Origin of the sequence: Runella rosea (assembly GCF_003325355.1) — a bacterium.
GTDB classification, from domain to species: Bacteria; Bacteroidota; Bacteroidia; order Cytophagales; family Spirosomataceae; genus Runella; species Runella rosea.
The window spans coordinates 5,550,183-5,569,702 of the sequence record NZ_CP030850.1; the positions used below are offsets into that span (position 1 = coordinate 5,550,183).

The following is a 19,520-nucleotide window of genomic DNA, read 5'->3' on the forward strand; positions in this document are numbered from 1 at the left end:
TGATAGTTAAGCGAATGTTTCCGTTAGTGTCATTGCCTGATTTTACAGCTAACGATTAACGGATAACAATTAACTCATACTTAAATACTTGGATAGTCCGCTAACTCTTTCAGGCCCGATTTCAGTTCTTCATCGGTCAGGAAGTGGTCGGAGAGTTTTCCGTCGAAATAATCCATGTAGGCCTGCATATCTAAGAAACCGTGTCCGCAAAGGTTGAGCAGAATGGTTTCGGATTTGCCTTCTTCCTTGCAGCGTTGGGCTTCCCGGAATACCTGCGCAATGCCGTGCGTGGCTTCCGGCGCGGGAATGATGCCTTCGGCTTTGGCAAAAGCTATGCCCGCCTCAAAGCACTCCAACTGCTGAATGGCATTGGCTTCGATCAAACCGTCTTTCAAGAGTTGCGAACAAAGCACCGACGCACCGTGGTAGCGCAGTCCTCCCGCGTGGATAGCCGCAGGACGGAAATTGTGCCCTAAAGTGTACATCGGCAATAACGGCGTAAAGCCGGCCGAGTCGCCGAAGTCATAGCGGAATTCGCCTTTGGTCAATTTAGGGCACGACGCCGGCTCTACCGCAATGGCGCGTACTTTTTTGCCCTGCGTGAGGTTTTGGTGCAGGAACGGAAACGAAATCCCCGCAAAATTGGAGCCACCGCCCAAAGGTGCAATGACGATGTCGGGAAAATCGCCGGCTTTTTCCATTTGTACCAAACACTCCTGTCCGATGATGGTTTGGTGCATCAATACGTGGTTCAACACGCTGCCGAGGGCGTATTTGCAGTTTTCGTCCTGCACGGCACACTCGATGGCCTCGGAAATGGCAATGCCCAAACTGCCGGGTGTATCAGGATATTGCGCCAATATTTTGCGCCCCGATTCGGTCAATTCAGAGGGTGAAGGGTAAATTTTGGCTCCAAACGATTCGATCAACGCTTTGCGATATGGCTTTTGATTATAGCTGATGCGCACCTGAAACACCTCACATTCAATATCAAACATCTGACACGCAATAGCCAGGGCCGTGCCCCACTGTCCCGCACCTGTTTCGGTGGTGATGCGCTTGACGCCCTCCATTTTGTTGTAGTACGCCTGCGCCACTGCCGTATTTGTCTTGTGGCTACCCGATGGGCTTACCCCTTCGTATTTGTAGTAAATTTTGGCGGGTGTATCCAGCATTTTTTCGAGTCGATGCGCCCGAAACATCGGTGTAGGCCGCCACAATTTATAGATTTCGCGTACTTCTTCAGGAATTTCAATGTAGCGTTCCTGCGAGACTTCTTGCTTGATGAGTTCCATCGGAAACAACGGCGCCAAGTCGGCCGGTCCTACGGGCTGCTTCGTGCCGGGATGAAGCGGCGGCAGCGGTTTGTTGGGCATATCTGCCTGAATGTTGTACCAATGTCTCGGAATTTCATCTTCCGACAGCAGGATTTTGTACTGTTTTTCGGCCATGATAATTGGAATTAAGGGTTTTTAAAATTTGCCGCTAAACATAAAAAGTATTTTTATGAGGCACAATGAAAATGCTCAGTATTTGTTTGACAATCCTGACAGGGTTCATGACTGCCGCCGATAGAGGTTGTTAATCCTCAAAACTGTACAGATACGGTGCCTTATGGGCCTTGCCCAAATATTGCTTTTCGTGGCGTTTTAAAATCTCCAGACTGAGCATTTTTCGTTGAAATGTAGTCCGGCGAATTTTTTCTCCCAAAATGGCCTCGTACACTTTTTGCAGGTCGTTCATGGTAAATCGGGCGGGCAATAAATTCATGCCGACCAATTTACGGTCCAAATTGTCGCGCAGGGTTTGCAGGGCTTTGGCTACGATGTCGGCGTGGTCGAATATAAGCGGAGGTAGCGCATCAATGTCGTACCACTCACACGAATCCGATAGAGCATCGGGTTGGGGGACTACCTCTTTGTAATCAATCAAGGCATAATATGCCACTGAAATGAATCGGTCGAGCAACCATTCATATTTCTCCAAAGAATAGTTGCCAGATTCCAAAATCGTTTGCATGATTTCGGGTTTATAGCGAGCGGTATCTCCGAACGTATAAAATTGCTCCAAATAGATATTGTCCAGCCCCGTACGCTCTTTCAATCCTCTCCGGACGGCGTCGTTTAGGTTTTCGTTACGTTGTACAAAACCGCCAGGCAACGCAAAGAACCCAGTATTATGGTACTCCATGATTAAGATTTTCAGCGCGCCTCCCGAAAACCCAAACACCACCGAGTCGAAGGCAATATTCGTTAAAAAGTCTTTTTGGTCCACTAATCCCAATGATTTAGTTCAATTTTTTGTGGCAATCTACCAATTTTTTCAAAAATAAATAGGGAATTTTCAAAAAGTGAATTATTATTGTCACAAATTGAGACAATGAATAAAATTAACCCAAGAAAATGAAAAGAAAAGGCTATTTGTTAGGAGTGCTTTGCTTGTTGAGCGGTGCTGTTCTGGCACAAGGAAACAACTCCTTTGCGGTACAAGCAACCGTTGAAAATGGAATTATTGAAGGGAATTACGATACTAAAACGGGCATTCAAACTTACTTTGGCGTACCGTTTGCGAAGCCACCCGTCGGTAATCTGCGCTGGAAAGCTCCCCAACCCGTCGATAACTGGCAAGGCGTAAAGGAAACCAAAAAATTTAGCCCTCGTCCCATGCAGAAAATTGTATTTGGGGATATGAATTCCCGGTCCAACGGCCTGAGCGAAGATTGTCTATATCTCAATGTTTGGACGCCTGCTAAACGCAACACCAAAGGGTTGCCAGTGTTGTTGTACTACTACGGAGGGGGCAATGCCGCTGGCGATGGCTCCGAGCCACGCTACGATGGCGAGGCGATGGCCAAGAAAGGAATAGTGGTCATTACGTGCAATTACCGTCTCAATATTTTTGGATTTTTGGCGCACCCCGAACTGTCGGCCGAGGCACCTTACAAAGCATCGGGCAATTATGGAATGTTGGACCAGTCGGCTGCTTTGAAATGGGTACAGAAAAACATTGCCGCTTTTGGAGGTGACCCTAAAAAAATCACCATCGCGGGTGAGTCGGCAGGCTCAATTGCCGTCAGTATGCAAATGTCTTCGCCCTTGTCGCGAGGGCTCATCGCAGGAGCTATCGGCGAAAGCGGTGCGGGTATCAATCCCACTATGGCTCCCGTGCCCTTGGCCGATGCCGAAAAAATGGGCGTGGATTTCTTAAAAAAATCTGGCGTGGCAAGCCTCAAACAACTGCGAGCGTTGTCGTCAAGAGAGGTATACGAGCTGTTTGATGAATCAAAAATGTTTGGCTTTCCCATCGTCATTGATGGGTATTTTCTTCCTAAAACCATCCCTCAAATCTTTGCGGCCAAAGAACAAGCGCAGGTGCCGTTGTTGTTGGGCTGGAACTCCGCCGAAATCCCTGGCATGGCCTTCATGCAAGGCCAGCCGTATAAAGAGGAAAACTACGTAGCGCGGGTGAAAAAGGAATACCCGAATGATTTTGAAGAAGTGCTGAAACTATATCCGCACGGTTCGGAAAAAGAAATTGAACTTTCTGCCACGGCATTGGCCGCCGACCGGTTTATCTCTTATAGTACATGGAAATGGTTTGATTTACACCGTAACAACAGTGCCCAGCCGGTGTATCGCTATTTATACAGCAAGCTGCGCCCAGAGTTGGTGGATAAATCATTGACTTCAGGCCTAGCGGGAGGAACCGTAAGAGCCGATGGCCCCGCACCCAAAGCACCCAAGGCCGTAGGCGCTCCGCACGCCTGCGAAATCGAATATTGCATGGGTAATCTGCACCTTGTGAAAGATTATGCTTGGACCGCCGATGACTATAAAGTCTCGGATACGATGCTCAATTTCTTTGCCAATTTCGTGAAGACTGGCAATCCCAACGGCGATAAACTCCCCGAATGGCCCGTTGCCAAAGCGGGAGATGCTACGCCGCCCGTGATGATTTTGGATACGGAATCCAAAGCCGAAAAAGCGACAAATGATGCGCGTTATTTATTTTTAGACAGAGCCTACGGGAATAAATAACGAATCAATTTAACCTATCAGTTTTACTACTTATTAAACGATGAAAAGATTCATTTTTCCACTTTTACTGGCCGTAAGTTGTGTGTCACAACCTATACAGGCTCAACTTCAAACGGGCGAGAATGTAGCCGTCACTAATACCGATGCGGGCAAAGTGAGGGGCTATATTCACAACGGAATCTTTACGTATAAAGGTATACCGTATGCAGAGGCTAAGCGTTTTGAAGCACCCCAAAAGCCAAAGCCTTGGAGCAATGTACGCAGCTCAATGACCTACGGCCCCGTGGCTCCTCTTATGGATCCAACGACCTCTGTGATGGACGAATCTGAGTTTGTTTTTAACCACAATTGGGGCTTTACAAGCGAAGATTGTATGCGCATCAACGTTTGGTCGCCAGGTATCAACGACGGCAAAAAACGTCCCGTTTTGTTCTGGATTCACGGAGGAGGTTTTACGGCAGGTTCTTCGCAAGAATTACCTTCTTATGATGGCGAAAGTTTGGCTAAAAAAGGAGACGTCGTTGTGGTTTCTATCAACCACCGCTTGAATATTTTAGGCTATTTGGACTTGTCAGCTTATGGCGATAAATACAAACAATCGGCCAATTTGAGCGTATTGGACATGAAGGCCGCCTTGGAATGGGTAAAAACAAACATTGCAAACTTTGGCGGTGACCCAAACAACGTAACTATCTTTGGTCAATCGGGCGGAGGTGCCAAAGTAAACACACTAATGGCGATGCCATCGGCAAAAGGTTTATTCCATAAAGCCATCAATCAAAGCGGGTCTTTTCGTGCGGCTATGCTCGACAAAAAAACGACCCAAGCCATTGGCGCAGAAGTGCTAAAAGAACTTAACATTGCTGCTGACAAAGTGGACGATGTTCAAAAAGTACCTTTCCAAGTCCTGAGCGACGCAGGCAAAAAAGCCCTCAAAACCATCGCTGACAAAATGAAAGCAGAAGGGAAACCAGTTATTGGCTTTGGTTTGAGTTGGGGGCCAAGCGTAGATGGCGAGGTTCTTCCTTATCAATTGTTTTCCAATGAAGCCTTTGAACTTTCAAAAAACATTCCTTTGCTCATTGGAACCACTAAAAACGAATTTGCCGCTTTTCGTGCAGCACCTGCCAACAGTACTCCAGAACAAGTTCTGGAATTGGTAAAGAAAACGTATGGTGACAAGGCCGATGCGTACGTGGCGGCGGCAAAAAAAGCTTTCCCAGAAGATACAAAACCCTCTGCCATTTTGGATATTGACGTAATGTTTCGTCCAGGAGCGGTCGTGCAGGCCAAGCAAAAATCGTCATTGGCAGGCGGGGCTCCTGTCTATATGTTCATGTTCACGTGGCAGTCGCCTGTGATGGATGGGAAATACAAAGCTGTTCATTGCATGGAAATTCCATTTGTATTCAACAACATTGCGCGTTGCGAAGAAATGACTGGCGGCGGGAAAGAGGCGTACGTATTGGCCGATAAAATGAGCCAATCTTGGATTAATTTTGCTAAAACGGGCAATCCAAACCATGCAGGACTTCCAAAATGGGAGCCTTATACGGCAGAGAAGGGAACAACCATGTTTTTCGACAATAAATGCAACATTCGTTATCACCACGACGAAGAGTTGATGAAAGTCGTTGCTGCACAATAAACTTCATTTACCTATCAAAGTTCAATTTTTTCGTTCATCGTCAGTGAGTTGTATAACTCGCTGGCGGTGAAACTCAACGTTAAATCAACACTGTTTATTAACGAAAAAAGGCAGATTTTACGCAATTAAACTTTCCTTTCAAAACATGAAAAAATCGTTTGTTTTACTTTTTAGCCTAGTATTGAGTCATTTGGCTTTTGCTCAGGAAGCGCTTTTCAATGCCGCCGACCTAAAGTCGCCCGAAATCAATGCTGATAAAACGGTTACGTTTCGCTTTTTTGCTCCAAAAGCAGACTCTGTTTTTTTAACAGGTGATTTTCTGCCTACCATGAAAGTCAAATCACGTTTTGGTTTGGTGGATGTGCCCAAACCTGCTTTGATGCAAAAAGATGCCAAAGGTGTCTGGACTTTTACTTCCGACGCCCTCGCCCCTGAATTGTATTCGTATTCGTTTACGGTGGATGGTCTTCGTAGTATCGACCCAAACAACCCGTTTTTAAATCGTGATGTAGCTACCGTTACTAATATTTTTATTGTGGGAGGGCCGCAGGCTGACTATTACAAAGTTAATGCTATCCCACATGGTAGCGTAACCCGACGTTGGTACGACTCCCCTGGCCTTGGTATAGACCGCCGAATTACTATTTATACCCCTCCAGGTTATGAAAGTAGCAACGCTACCTATCCAGTGCTTTATTTATTGCACGGTGCAGGTGGCGATGAAGAGGCTTGGATAGCCCTCGGACGCACTGCACAAATCATGGATAATCTTATAGCTCAAGGCAAAGCGAAACCAATGATTGTGGTAATGCCAAATGGGAATGCGTCGCAAGATGCCGCCCCAGGCGAAGGAAACACAGGCTTCTACAAACCGCAATTTATGGCGCCTCGTACTATGGAGGGTTCTTATGAAGGTGCTTTTATGGATATTGTAAAATTTGTAGAGAAAAACTACCGCGTGAATGCCAAAAAAGAAAGCAGAGCCATTGCAGGCTTATCCATGGGCGGTTTTCATTCAATGCACATTTCAAGGTTTTATCCGAATACGTTCGACTACGTTGGTTTGTTTTCCGCAGCCATTATGCCCCGTGAAGATGCCACCGCAAAGGTTTATAGCAATATTGACGAAACCTTGAAAGTACAAAAAGAAAACGGAACCAAACTCTATTGGATAGCAATCGGTAAAACCGATTTCCTTTACCAAGCCAATGTAGATTTCCGTAAAAAATTAGATGGTATGGGGATGAAATACGAATATGTGGAATCAGAAGGTGGGCATATTTGGAGAAACTGGAGGGTATATTTAAGCCAATTTGTTCCGAAATTATTTAATTAATCAGGAAAAGATAGGCACGTTTTTCTTTTATTAAAAACTTACAAAACCTTCATTCATTATTAAACCCCAATCACCAATGAATACACAAATATCCCGCCGCGATTTTATGGCAATGGCTTCGCTCACCGCAATGGGTGGATTAATGAATTTCAATAAAGCATGGGCATTAGGCGAGAAACCTAACTCTAAATTCAAAGGAGTTCAGATTGGGGCCATTACTTATTCGTTTCGTAGTATGCCCCACGACGTAGATAAATTGATCCAATTTTGCATTGATTCCAACCTGAGTGCCATCGAATTGATGGGAGATTCGGTGGAAGAATACGCTGGAAAACCAAAATCACCTGTTCGGATGGGTCCCCCGCCCGCAGGAGGTGGACGCCCGCAACTGACCGACGAACAACGCGCTCAGTTGGCGGAGTACAACAAGCAGGTAGCCGAATGGCGCAGTACGGTTTCGATGGATAAATTCAAAGAGGTGCGTAAGAAATTCGACAAGGCAGGTATCTCTATCTATGCTTTCAAACCTAACGCTTTTGGGGTAAACAACACCGACGCCGAAGTAGAATACGGTATGAAAGTTGCCAAAGTATTGGGAGCAACCTCTGTGACACTAGAACTACCCACCGATCCAAAACAGACGCAACGCCTAGGAGATTTGGGGGCTAAAAACAAGGTGTATGTAGGTTACCACAACCACACCCAAGCTACTGATACCCTGTGGGATAACGCATTGGCGCAGTCTCCCTATAATTCGATTAACTTTGACTGCGGGCACTACCTTGCAGCAGGTGGTAAAAACACCAAAGAGGCGCTCATGAAGTTTATCGAAAACAAACATGACCGTATTTCGACCATGCATTTGAAAGACCGCACCACACCTGAGCACGGAGCAGGCAACTTGGTTTGGGGAACGGGCGATACTCCTATTCGTGAGATTTTGTTGATGATTCGCGACCGTAAATACAAATTTCCCGTTTCGGTAGAGCTTGAGTACCAAATTCCTGAAGGTTCTGACGCCGTCAAAGAAGTGGCAAAGTGCGTAGCTTTTGCCAAAAATATTTTGATGAGCTAAGGCATTTTTTGTCATGCCGACCACAGGACGGAGCCGCCCGTACGGGCATCTACCACTACTACTCACCCTCCCGAAAGTTTTAAACTTTCGGGAGGGTTTTTAATAAACTAACCCAATGAAAAAAATACTTTTTTTACTCCTAATCTTAAACTCCTCCATCGGGGTGCAGGGGGCTTTTGCCCAATCGGGCAAAGTTGTCAGCTTTGTGCTCAACTCAAAAGCACTCCAAAACACAGGAGGCGAAGACCCTAACCGTAAGGTGTCGATTTATCTTCCACCCAATTACGACGGTTCTTCGCAGCGTTATCCTGTCATTTACTACTTACACGGCTTCATGGGAAAAGATAACATTTTCGCCCAAATGCAAGCCATTTTGGATGAAGGCATAAAACGCAATAAAATTCGCCCGTTTATTTTTGTTCAAGCTGACCACTTTACGCTTTATGAAGGAAGTTTTTATTCAAACTCTTCATTGACAGGAAATTGGGATGAGTTTGAATCAAAAGAGCTGGTCGAATACGTGGACAAAAACTTCCGAACCCTTGCGACTCGCGAAAGCCGTGGCATTGCGGGGCATTCGATGGGAGGCTATGGCGCCTTCAAAATAGGGATGCTTCATCCAGAGGTTTTTAGTAGCATTTACGCCTTGAGTCCAGGGTTATTGGCAATGGTCAAGGAATTTGGACCCAACAGCCCCTCATTCAAGGAAGTACAAAACGTAAAAACGCAGGAAGATTTAAAGAAAACCTATTATCCAAAAGTGTTGGTAGCCGTTGCTCGGGCGTGGTCGCCCAATCCCAACAAACCTCCGTTTTACTGTGATTTCCCATTTAGCTACGAAGGTGATAAAATGATAGTGAATCAGGCAGTTTTGGAAAAATGGGAGGCCAATATGCCTGTTTATATGGTCAACAAATACGCTGATAATCTACGTAAACTAACCGCCATCAAACTCGATTGGGGGCGCAATGACTCACCCCGTTTTCCCATCCAAATCGGGATGCTGAGTCAGCGGTTAGAGAATCTTGGCATTAATCACTACGCAGAAGAATACATTGGCGACCATGGCAATAAAATCTGGACTACCGATGGGCGGGTTTTGAATGATTTGTTGCCGTTTTTTAATGATTATTTGAAATTTTGATAATTGTCATTTATGAAAAAGCTAACTCTTTCTATCGCTGCCTTAGCGGTCATTGCTATTGGTATATTTTCGTTCAGACAAGTTAATGAGAAAAAACGTGGTAATGCGGCACGCCGACCCAATATCGTATTCATCATGTCAGACGACCATGCGTATCAGGCGATTTCGGCGTATGATACAAGGCTTACGCAAACCCCAAATATTGACCGAATTGCCAAGGAAGGGATGCTTTTTAGCAACGCTTGCGTCACCAATTCTATCTGTGCGCCATCGAGGGCCGTGATTTTAACGGGAAAACACAGTCACCTGAATGGGAAAATTGATAATAACTTCCCGTTTGACACTACCAATATTACCTTCCCTCAGCTACTTCAGGCCAATGGCTACGAGACGGCAATGTTTGGGAAATTACACTTTGGAAATAGTCCCAAAGGATTTGACGAGTTTAAGATTTTGCCCGACCAAGGCGACTATTACAACCCTGACTTTATCACCAAAAAAGAGGGTAGAAAGAAAATCATGGGCTATGTCACGGATATTATCACGGACATGACACTCAACTGGTTGGGAAAAGAAAGAGACAAAGAAAAACCGTTCTTTTTGGCTTATTTGCACAAAGCGCCTCACCGCGAATGGCTTCCTGCCGAACGCCATTTCAAGGAATTTATCAACAAAAAATTTCCTGAGCCTACCACGCTTTTTGACAACTATGACGGTCGCGGAAGTGCCTCTAAGCAAGCCGAAATGAACCTTCTGACGCACATGAACTGGGCGGGTGATTCCAAAATCAAGCCCGAAAACATGGATAAATTGGGCATCAAAGAGTCGCATCCATACGATAAACGCAATTATAACTACACAGTTGGACGAATGAATGCCGAGCAGCGAAAAGTGTGGGATGCAACTTACGACAAAATGAACGAAGAGTTCATTAAAAACTATCCCAAAATGAGCGAAACCGACAAAATGAAATGGCGGTACCAACGCTATATGCAAGATTATTTGGGCTGTATCGCTTCAGTAGATGAAGGGGTAGGCAAAGTGTTAGACTTTCTGAAAGCGAATGGCCTAGAAGAAAATACTATCGTCGTCTATACCTCTGACCAAGGTTTTTATTTGGGCGAACACGGCTGGTTTGATAAGCGTTTTATCTTCGACGAGTCCTTTAAAACACCTTTGTTGGTAAAATGGCCTGGGGTCATTAAGCCTGCTTCTAAAAATAGCCAAATGGTGCAAAATCTGGACTTTGCTCAAACTTTTTTGGAAGCTGCGGGTGTAAAACCTCCTGCCGATATGCAGGGTGAAAGTTTGATTCCTATTTTTAAAGGGCAAGGCAAAAATTTCAGGGACGCGGCCTACTACCATTATTACGAATATCCAGGTATTCACATGGTGAAACGGCACTACGGAATTGTAACCGAAAAATACAAGTTGGTTCACTTTTATTATGACGTCGACGAATGGGAGTTATATGACCGTGCCAACGACAAAAATGAGCTTAAAAACGTCTATAACGACCCCAAATATGCCAACATAAAAGCAGAAATGCACAAAAAATTGGCGGCACTTCGTGTCAAATACAAAGATTCCGAAACACTGGATAAGATGTATATTGAAAAGTACAAACAACTAAAAAAGGGCTAAAGTACTTGAATTAAAAACTTCTAATTACCAATGCTTTCCCTCCTCGGTTTTGCTACGATTCTCGTCTTTTTGGCAGTCATCATGTCAAAAAAAATGTCAGTGATGACTGCCCTAGTCATTACGCCCGTCGCTTTTGGGCTAATGGCGGGCTTTAATCCCAAAGAACTCGGCGATTTTGCCTTGGCGGGTATAAAGCAAGTAGCACCAACGGGGGTATTGCTGATGTTTGCGGTGCTATACTTTGCCACCATGCTCGATGCAGGTCTGTTTGATCCCGTCATTGCGGCCATTGTCAGGTCGGTCGAAGGCGACCCACTCAAAGTGATTATGGGAACAGCCATTCTCACCATGATTGTTCACCTCGACGGCGACGGTACTGCGACTTTTATGATTGTGTTGTCGGCATTTTTACCCATTTACAAACAACTAAAAATCAACCGAAAAATCTTGGCGAGTATCGTTGCGTTAAGCGTAGGGCCGTTACATTTGGTGCCTTGGTCTGGAACTTCTGCCCGGGCCATTTCTACGCTCAAAAGCGACGCCGTTCATATTTTCAATCCAAACATTCCTGCCATTATAGCGGGTATTGTTTGGGTACTTTTTGTAGCGTATTGGTTTGGGCAAAAAGAAAGAAAGCGTCTCGGAATCATTGAGTTTGAATACAGTCACAAAGACAATCTAAGTACAGAACAGCAGTATTTGCGCCGCCCCAAACTGCTCATTATCAACGCTATCCTTACCATCGCGCTTATTGTAGCCTTGACCAAAGGATGGCTTCCCGCCCCTGTTTTGTTTGTAATAGCTAGCATGTTTGCTTTGCTGATTAACTACCCAAAACTCGCTGATCAACAGAAGGTTGTCAAAAGCCACGGCACCAATATATTTTTGGTTTCGAGCATGATTTTTGCCGCAGGCATCTTTTCGGGGATTCTTACGGGTGCCAAAATGATTGACGCCATGGCAAATTCATTGGTAGCGCTCATTCCTCACCAACACGCCAGTTGGCTGCCTACCCTGACCGCACTCACGAGCCTGCCTGCCAGCATTCTTTTTACTCCCGATGCCTATTACTTTGGGGTGGTTCCCATTTTGAGCCAAACCGCTACCCAATTTGGCCTTGACCCACTGGAAATTGGACGGGCTGCATTGCTTGGGCAAATGACTGTTGGCTTTCCCATCAGTCCGCTCACGGCATCCACTTTCTTGCTAGTAGGTCTTGCAGAAGTGGATTTAGGCGAACACCAACGCCACACATTTTTCTGGGCGTGGGGCACAACGATTGTAATGACGTTGATCGCGCTTTTGACGGGCTCAATTCATTTGTAAAAATGGAAAAATTTCAGAATAAATACCGTATTGCATCTGCACGTGCCTCTTGGTGGGATTATGGGTGGAATGGCGCCTATTTTATAACGATTTGTACAAAAAATCGCGAACATTTTTTTGGTAAAATAGTCAATCGTAAAATGCAATTATCATCCATCGGTGTCCTCGCCGACGTTTTTTGGCACGAAATTAAAAACCATGCAAAAAATATTGAATTAGGGGCATTTGTGGTTATGCCAAATCATATTCATGGGATTTTGATTTTGGATAAACCTGAAAATGAATCGTTTACCAACGAAAACGTTGGTAATAACGAAAATGTTGGTAATAACAATAACGTTGGTAATAACGTAGAGACAAGGCATGCCTTGTCTCTACAATCGACGATACAACCGCAAACCCCTGCCCAACAACGGTTTCAAAATCAGGGACAGAATACCGTGTCATCCATCATTGGTTCGTACAAATCGGCCGTTACAAAACATTGTAATCGGCTGCAACTAACCGATAATGACGGGGTAGAATTTGGTTGGCAATCTAGGTTTCATGACCATATAATCCGAAACGATGCCGAATACCAACGCATTAACGATTATATCGAAAACAACCCCAAAAATTGGGACAACGATAAATTTCATACATTGTAGAGGCAAGGCATGCCTTGTCTCTACTACAATACAATGGGTAATAAATAACCATGAAACAAACAATCAGGATAGGCTGCGGGGCAGGTTTCTCGGGCGATAGACTCGAACCCGCCGTAATTCTAGCCGAACAAGGAAATTTAGATTATTTGGTGTTAGAATGTTTGGCCGAACGTACCATTGCCCTTGCCCAAAAACGAAAACGTGCCGACGCTACCAAAGGCTACGACCCCCTGTTGGAACGGCGTATCGAGCATCTGTTGCCCATTTTGGTCAAAAATAATGTTTGTCTCATTACCAATATGGGCGCAGCAAACCCCATTGAAGGTGCAAAGAAAATACTAGAAATTGCCCAAAAACAAGGTGTTCGCGTAAAAGTAGCGGCCGTCATCGGCGACGAGTTGAGTGAAAAGTTAAAAGAGATGAGTGATGAGATTTTTACGTTCAATAATGAAGATTTTGCCATAAACCTCATTAAAAACCACTCATCTCATAACCCTCCATTCTCCCCGCTCATTTCCGCCAATGCGTACATGGGTGTTGAGGGGATTTTGGAAGCGTTGAAGACAGAGGCACAAATCATAATCACGGGAAGAGTCGCTGACCCATCGTTGTTTTTAGCACCGATGATACACGAGTTTGGATGGGCTACCGACGATTATAATTTGTTGGGACAAGGTACGGTAGTAGGGCATTTGTTGGAATGTGCGGGGCAAATAACGGGTGGCTATTTTGCCGACCCAATCACAAAACCTGTGACAAACATGGACACCTTGGGACACCCCTTTGCGGATGTTTTTGCCGATGGTTCGGCCATCATTGGCAAGGTAGAAGATACGGGGGGAGTCGTTAATCTGGCTACGGTCAAAGAACAATTATTGTACGAAGTCGTCAATCCTTATGCTTATCTAACCCCCGATGTTTCGGCAAATTTTACGACGGTACAATTGGAAGAAATTGCCGAAAACCAGGTCAAAGTGTGGGGTGGAACAGGCCATGAGAAACCCCCGACACTCAAGGTAAGTGTGGGTTATCAGGCTGGTTTTCTAGGAGAAGGCGAAATTTCGTACGCAGGTCATAATGCACTCGCAAGGGCACAATTAGCAGGCGATACCCTCGAAAAAAGGCTCAAAGCCGATTTCCCCGATTTACGAACAGATTATGTTGGTGTTTCGGCTATTCATCGAACTGATTTTGAACGCCAAATTGAGCCTTATGAAGTGAGATTACGCCTAGCCTCCAACGCCGACACAGCCCAAAAAGCTGCCCTAATTGGCGAAGAAGTAGAAGCCCTTTACACCAATGGCCCTGCAGGAGGTGGCGGCGCCAGAAAATACGTTACCGAACTTGTCGGAATTGTATCGGTTTTGGTGGATAGAAAAAATGTGATTCCAGAGATAGTATTATTTTGAATATGAAACTATACCAAATTGCCCATAGCCGTGCAGGAGATAAGGGTAATATCTCCACCCTTTCGTTGATTCCGTACGACCCGAAAGACTATGAACATCTGTGTGAAAAAGTAACGGTAGAAAGGGTTAAAGAGCATTTAAAAGACATCGTTTCAGGTGAAATTGTACGGTACGAAATGTCAAATATTTCGTCGTTACTATTTGTTTGTCAAAATGCCTTACTAACAGGCGTAACGACCTCATTAGCAATAGATACACACGGAAAAGCATTGAGCTATGCGTTGTTAGAAATGCAGATTGAGCCTTAGTTTATTTCATCCTAAATAAAATCACAAAAGCCGAGAGGGCGGTCAGACCACCGACGCCAAGGATGGACGCGTCAACCCCCAGTGCATCGGCAACGATACCCGTGAACAAAGCCCCGATGGCATAGCCTAAATCTCGCCAAAATCGAAAAGTACCGAGACTTTCGGCGCGTTGGAGGGGATTGGTGTACTCAGAAATAGCGTTCAGAAAAGTGGGATAAACAAGTGCCGTTCCCATCCCTAAAAATATTCCAATCAGGGTAAATTGGAGAAAGTTACTGGCCCAAATCAATGCCACGATACCGACGGCTTGGAGGAGCATTCCCCAAAATAGGAGCATTTTTTTTGCGTAGATGTCTGAAAGTTTGCCCGTGACCAACTGACTCAGTCCCCAAACCGAGGGGTAAACGGCGGTCAAAATGCCGATTTGGGCGGGCGTGAAGTGCTTGGTTAGCAGAAGCAACGGCAGTATTCCCCAAATCATGCCGTCGTTGAGGTTGTTGATTAAACCCGCTTGGGTGATGGCACCCAATGATTTGTGTCGAAAAGTAGTATCCCAAAACGGACTTTTTAGCGTTGGGATACTACTTTTTTGGTTTTCTTTTGAAACATGCTGACGGGTATCTTTGACAAACAATAAAGTCAGCACTAAACCCATGGTGGCAAATCCAATACCCAAATAAAAAGGATACGGTCTAACTCCATAACGTTCAGAGATATAGCCCGTCAGGAAGGCCACTAGTCCTACCGAAAGATAACCCGCAAATTCGTTGATGCCGACCGCGAGCCCCCGATTTTTGTCGCCGACGAGGTCAATTTTCATCATCACCGCCGCACTCCAACTCAACCCCTGATTTATACCTAATAGGATATTGCCAAGCACAATCCACGACCAACTCGGTGCATAAATCAGAATAAACGGCACGGGTAAGGCAAACAGCCACCCAATCACCAATAGCCTTTTTCGTCCCAACGAGTTGGCGAGTTTACCCGTAAAATAGTTAACAATGGCTTTTGTAATGCCAAACGTAACGATGAATGATAAAAGCGCGGTTTTGGAAGCGATGCCAAATTCTTGTTCGGCGAGTTGTGGCAGAATCGAGCGTTCAAGCCCAATCATGCCGCCCACAAAGGCATTGATGATGACCAGAAGGGCAAATTGCCGCCAGTTTTCTTTGAGTCCTAATTGAATGGTTTCCATGTGGGAATGTTAATTTCCCCACAAAGGTCAGCCCCCTGACAACGGATTCCTTTTACATTTGTTAAATAATCGAAACGTCAACGCGGTTATTTGAGGGTGGCGCGAATTCGGCTGAGGCTCACTTGTGTGATGCCCAGAAAGGACGCAATGTATTTGAGCGGTACGCGTCGTAGGAGGTCGGGGGCTTCGTGCAGCAGGGCAGAATAGCGCTCTTCGGCGGTATGAAATTGCAGACTTTCCATGCGATTGACGGTTTCGACGTAGCCCTTTTCGAAGATTTTCCGAAAGAGACGCTCAATGGACGGGTGAATATCGTAGAGCCTGAAAAGTTGGGTTGCGTTGATGGCAATAAGCTCGGCATCTTCTACGATTTGAATGGCCTTGCGCGACGGTTTTGTTGTAAAGAGACTCTCCACGCGGGCAATAATGCTATTTTCAAAAGAGAACGACTCCGTGATGTCGATGCCATCTTTGTAATAATAAATGCGCGCAATGCCCTTTTTTACAAAGTAAATGGTGCGGCAAGTATGACCGATGGGTTGTAGTTCCTCGTTTTTTTTGAGATTAATCACCGAACATATCTCCCGAATAGCTGCTTGTGCCTCGGTCGGTAACGGTTGAAACTGAGCAAAAAAACGAAAAAGTGTCTCCATTTTGTAAAGATAATGGAAGGGGCCTAAAAGTGGGAACAAAGAAAAAATGAAGGTAATAGCAAAACAAATGATGATAGGTTATGAAGGTGTTTATAGGACCGTAAAATAGAAAAATAAGTACGTTTTCGGAGGTAGAAAGTAGATAAAGGAGTGGGTTGGTGTTTTATTTTTTTAATGAAAGAGATTCTAACGTTTATCATTATTTTACGATGAAAGAAGTAAATGCCCCACGACCTAAAAACAGATTAGGGCTTTTAAATTTGCTGGTGGTTGTGCTTTCCATTTATGTTTTAGGCGCACTGACCATTGATACCGTTTACGTGTTGCCCAAAGAAACATCATTGCTGTTGAACTACATCGACAATGCCATTTGCGTTTTTTTCTTTGTTGAATTCTGCATTCGGTTTTATCAGGCTGAAAACAAACGACAGTTTATGCGTTGGGGTTGGATTGACCTCATTTCCAGCATTCCGATGGTTGATTTTTTGCGGGCTGGAAGGCTCCTGCGGCTCATCAGATTGCTACGCCTCATTCGCGCTTTTCGGTCTATTCATCAGTTGCTTCACCACCTTTTTCATAACAAAGCGCAGGGCGCGTTTACTTCCGTTGCCATCCTTGCGGTTTTGTTGATTATTTTTTCGGCCATCGGTATTTTGCAGGTTGAAAAAGACCCTAACAGCAACATCAAAACCGCTGAAGATGCGCTTTGGTGGGCGTATGTTACCATCACAACCGTTGGCTACGGCGATAAATACCCAGTCACGACCGAGGGTCGGCTGATTGCGGTGGTTTTGATGACGGGTGGGGTAGGCCTTTTTGGGACTTTCACGGCCTATGTTGCATCGTGGTTTGTCATTCATCCCACCAACAATGAAGAAGAAAAATGATGGGGCAAAAAAGACTTTCCAAGTTTGGTTAAGTGCTTGAGCGTAAATTTGGGGAGTGCGCTGTTGGACCGACTGACGCATTCCCCAAATTTATGCGGAACCCCTAATAGCTCAATCCATCCCCAAATTTAAAGAGTGCGTAGCCTTTGTTTTCGAGATGACCAGGTACGTCTGACTTGTTTTCGACCACGGCCTGTTCAGAAATAGGGGTCGAAAATGGCATCTTGCCCGTGGGCTTAAATGTTCCGCTTATGATGTCAATCAGGGCATCTGGCGTGGTGCCGAAGGTCGCCAAAACGGTCTTGGTGTTATCAATATCTAATTCATTAATCACCCACGGACTGGTATAATTAATGGCCACAATGGTGGGTTTGCTTTTGATAAGTTCATTGACGTGAGCCACGTCGATTTTGTTTTTGGAAAGGCTCAATTCAATCGGTTTGCCAGCAGAGCTAAACAGACTTCCGCCGCTCGGAATCAGCCACAGCAGCACTGCATCGGCTTCTTCTTTGGTGGCCACAAACTCAATCGTGGGGTGGGTAGAGGTTGGTTTATAGACCGTTACTGGGTTGGGTGTGCGTCCGTTGTTGTAATAGGTTTCAAAATAAACTTTCGTGCGGCGCGCCGTGGTTTGGGCTTTGAGGGGCAGCAATTTAGAGTCGTTACGGAGCAGCACGATGGATTTGCGTAAGGCCAAATCACCTTTTTTCTGAAACTCGGCATTGCCCACTATTTTAGCGGCGGCTTCGGTATCCACGTACGGGTTTTCAAAAAGGCCGAGTTCAAATTTTTCTTTCAATAATCGGCTGATGGATTCGTTGATTCGCTCTTCTTTGACCAAGCCTTTTTTGACCGTTTCCAACAAAATAGCAGGGTCGGCACCGCCCGAAAAAATATCAACGCCCGCGTCAATGGCTTTTTGGTAGCGCTCAATAATCGTGAGGTTTTCTACGCCCCAAGGCATCATGTCAATGGGGCCAGTATCGGAGTTGATAATGCCTTTGAAACCCAGTTTTTTACGTAATAAGTCGTTGATAATGGCCTTGTTGTATGAGAATCCCACGGCTTCCATGTTCTTGTCTTTTGGGGCCGAATAATACGGCATGATGGAAGAAGTGCCCGCTTCGATGGCCGCTTTGAAAGGCTTCAAGTGGTACTCAAACATTCCGCCCGGATAATGCGCAAATTTGCCCCAATCAAAGTGTGAGTCTTGTCCATCGACCTGCGGGCCGCCGCCAGGGAAGTGTTTTGTGGTCATAGCGACCGAGTTTTTACCCAGTTTAGTGCCTTGAAAACCCAACACAATTTCGCGAATCATGTTGGCCGATAAATCGGCGTCTTCGCCAAAGGTGCCCTCCGCGCGCTGCCAGCGGGGTTCGGTGGCCAAATCGGCCATGTACATATAGCCTTTGCGTAAGCCCACCGCCGACCATTCTTGGGCGGCAATTTCGGCAAACTCACGGGTCAGTTTCAAATCTCGCATGGCCGCCATACCCAATTCGCCGGGCCATTTAGAAAATACCGTGGTGCCCACGCTCAAACCGACAGAGGCGTCAATCGTCACGTGGTTGCGTGGGTTTGACGCGACAATGGCAGGAATTCCCAAACGGGAAGTTTCGCACAACGCCTGTAAATTATTGGCCCAATCAGCCATGATTTTGGCGGAGGTATTGGCCCGTAAAATAAAATGACGTAGGTGGAAATTCATTACCCCTTTGGTAGTACCCGCCGCCGACATCATTGGCGTTGGCAAAGGTTTGCGGGTAAACATATTATTCGGTTGTACTAAATCTTCTTCATTGAAATCACTCGTAATTTCTCCCCTTGTTGCATTGGCTTGAAACGCTTGGTCGCCTTTCAAACGCGTTGTGCTGATGATCATAAAGCCGATTTTTTCCTCTATCGTCATCTGAGAAACCAAGTCGTTGATTCTGACTTCATTGGACAATCGCCAGTCTTCGTATTTGTCGAGTTTGCCGTTTTTATTTAAATCTTTAAATTGTAATCCGTTAACGGTCAATAACTTTGCTGAACGGTGTCCGAGAGACGGCTGCGTTTTGAACTGCGCCCAAACCGTGTTGAAAGCAAACAGCAGTGCTCCTATATGAAGCCATAGCGTGGAAAGCAATTTAGTAGATTTCATAGGTTATGCGTTTTTGAAGTTGAGGTTTGGTTAAGTATAATTAAACCAAGGTACAGTTTGAACGA

General features: G+C 45.4%; 16 protein-coding genes. 11 read left to right on the forward strand and 5 right to left on the reverse strand.

The window, feature by feature from the left end:
* Positions 1-80 precede the first annotated feature (80 nt).
* Together DR864_RS22960 and DR864_RS22965 are read right to left on the reverse strand one after the other, a co-directional pair.
* A complete protein-coding gene (locus tag DR864_RS22960) occupies positions 81-1,451 on the reverse strand; it encodes a TrpB-like pyridoxal phosphate-dependent enzyme (protein WP_114069161.1) in 1,371 nt (456 codons plus the stop codon).
* A gap of 130 nt (positions 1,452-1,581) precedes the next feature.
* Positions 1,582-2,274 (reverse strand): NUDIX hydrolase, encoded by a 693-nt coding sequence (locus DR864_RS22965; protein ID WP_114070433.1) that lies wholly within the window; start codon positions 2,272-2,274, stop codon positions 1,582-1,584.
* A 128-nt stretch (positions 2,275-2,402) separates the two neighbouring features.
* On the opposite strand from DR864_RS22965, the gene DR864_RS22970 reads away from it, so the two are divergent.
* The 10 genes from DR864_RS22970 to DR864_RS23015 all read left to right on the forward strand — a co-directional run bounded on the left by DR864_RS22970 (position 2,403) and on the right by DR864_RS23015 (position 14,574).
* Entirely contained in the window at positions 2,403-4,037 is a 1,635-nt protein-coding gene (locus DR864_RS22970; protein ID WP_114069162.1) for a carboxylesterase/lipase family protein, read from the forward strand.
* Between the two features lie 40 nt (positions 4,038-4,077).
* Positions 4,078-5,685, forward strand: coding sequence for a carboxylesterase/lipase family protein (locus tag DR864_RS22975; protein ID WP_114069163.1), 1,608 nt, complete (start codon positions 4,078-4,080; stop codon positions 5,683-5,685).
* A 145-nt stretch (positions 5,686-5,830) separates the two neighbouring features.
* Complete coding sequence (locus DR864_RS22980; RefSeq protein WP_114069164.1) at positions 5,831-7,021, forward strand: esterase; 1,191 nt, start codon at positions 5,831-5,833, stop codon at positions 7,019-7,021.
* A 76-nt stretch (positions 7,022-7,097) separates the two neighbouring features.
* Positions 7,098-8,096 (forward strand): sugar phosphate isomerase/epimerase family protein, encoded by a 999-nt coding sequence (locus DR864_RS22985; protein WP_114069165.1) that lies wholly within the window; start codon positions 7,098-7,100, stop codon positions 8,094-8,096.
* A 115-nt stretch (positions 8,097-8,211) separates the two neighbouring features.
* Positions 8,212-9,240 carry an alpha/beta hydrolase gene (locus DR864_RS22990; RefSeq protein ID WP_114069166.1) on the forward strand — a complete coding sequence of 343 codons (1,029 nt, stop codon included), beginning with the start codon at positions 8,212-8,214 and terminating at the stop codon, positions 9,238-9,240.
* 12 nt (positions 9,241-9,252) lie between these two features.
* On the forward strand, positions 9,253-10,884 hold the full coding sequence (locus DR864_RS22995; RefSeq protein WP_114069167.1) for a sulfatase family protein: 1,632 nt from the start codon (positions 9,253-9,255) through the stop codon (positions 10,882-10,884).
* A gap of 30 nt (positions 10,885-10,914) precedes the next feature.
* Positions 10,915-12,210, forward strand: a complete 1,296-nt coding sequence (locus DR864_RS23000) for a CitMHS family transporter (RefSeq protein ID WP_114069168.1) — start codon at positions 10,915-10,917, stop codon at positions 12,208-12,210.
* A 2-nt stretch (positions 12,211-12,212) separates the two neighbouring features.
* Positions 12,213-12,857 (forward strand): transposase, encoded by a 645-nt coding sequence (locus tag DR864_RS23005; RefSeq protein ID WP_114069169.1) that lies wholly within the window; start codon positions 12,213-12,215, stop codon positions 12,855-12,857.
* 50 nt (positions 12,858-12,907) lie between these two features.
* The gene (locus DR864_RS23010) at positions 12,908-14,266 is read left to right on the forward strand and encodes an acyclic terpene utilization AtuA family protein (RefSeq protein WP_114069170.1); all 1,359 of its coding nucleotides are present in this window, start codon (positions 12,908-12,910) and stop codon (positions 14,264-14,266) included.
* A gap of 2 nt (positions 14,267-14,268) precedes the next feature.
* Positions 14,269-14,574, forward strand: a complete 306-nt coding sequence (locus DR864_RS23015) for an AtuA-related protein (protein WP_114069171.1) — start codon at positions 14,269-14,271, stop codon at positions 14,572-14,574.
* Position 14,575: 1 nt separating this feature from the next.
* Here DR864_RS23015 and DR864_RS23020 read toward each other — a convergent pair whose 3' ends face one another.
* Positions 14,576-15,772, reverse strand: a complete 1,197-nt coding sequence (locus DR864_RS23020; RefSeq protein ID WP_114069172.1) for an MFS transporter — start codon at positions 15,770-15,772, stop codon at positions 14,576-14,578.
* An 86-nt stretch (positions 15,773-15,858) separates the two neighbouring features.
* Positions 15,859-16,425, reverse strand: coding sequence for a Crp/Fnr family transcriptional regulator (locus tag DR864_RS23025; protein ID WP_114069173.1), 567 nt, complete (start codon positions 16,423-16,425; stop codon positions 15,859-15,861).
* 209 nt (positions 16,426-16,634) lie between these two features.
* Between DR864_RS23025 and DR864_RS23030 the strand changes: the two genes are divergently transcribed.
* Complete coding sequence (locus DR864_RS23030; RefSeq protein ID WP_114070434.1) at positions 16,635-17,312, forward strand: potassium channel family protein; 678 nt, start codon at positions 16,635-16,637, stop codon at positions 17,310-17,312.
* Between the two features lie 103 nt (positions 17,313-17,415).
* Here the strand turns inward: DR864_RS23030 and DR864_RS23035 are convergent, their stop codons facing one another.
* Complete coding sequence (locus DR864_RS23035) at positions 17,416-19,455, reverse strand: glycoside hydrolase family 3 protein (protein WP_114069174.1); 2,040 nt, start codon at positions 19,453-19,455, stop codon at positions 17,416-17,418.
* Between the last annotated feature and the right edge of the window lie 65 nt (positions 19,456-19,520).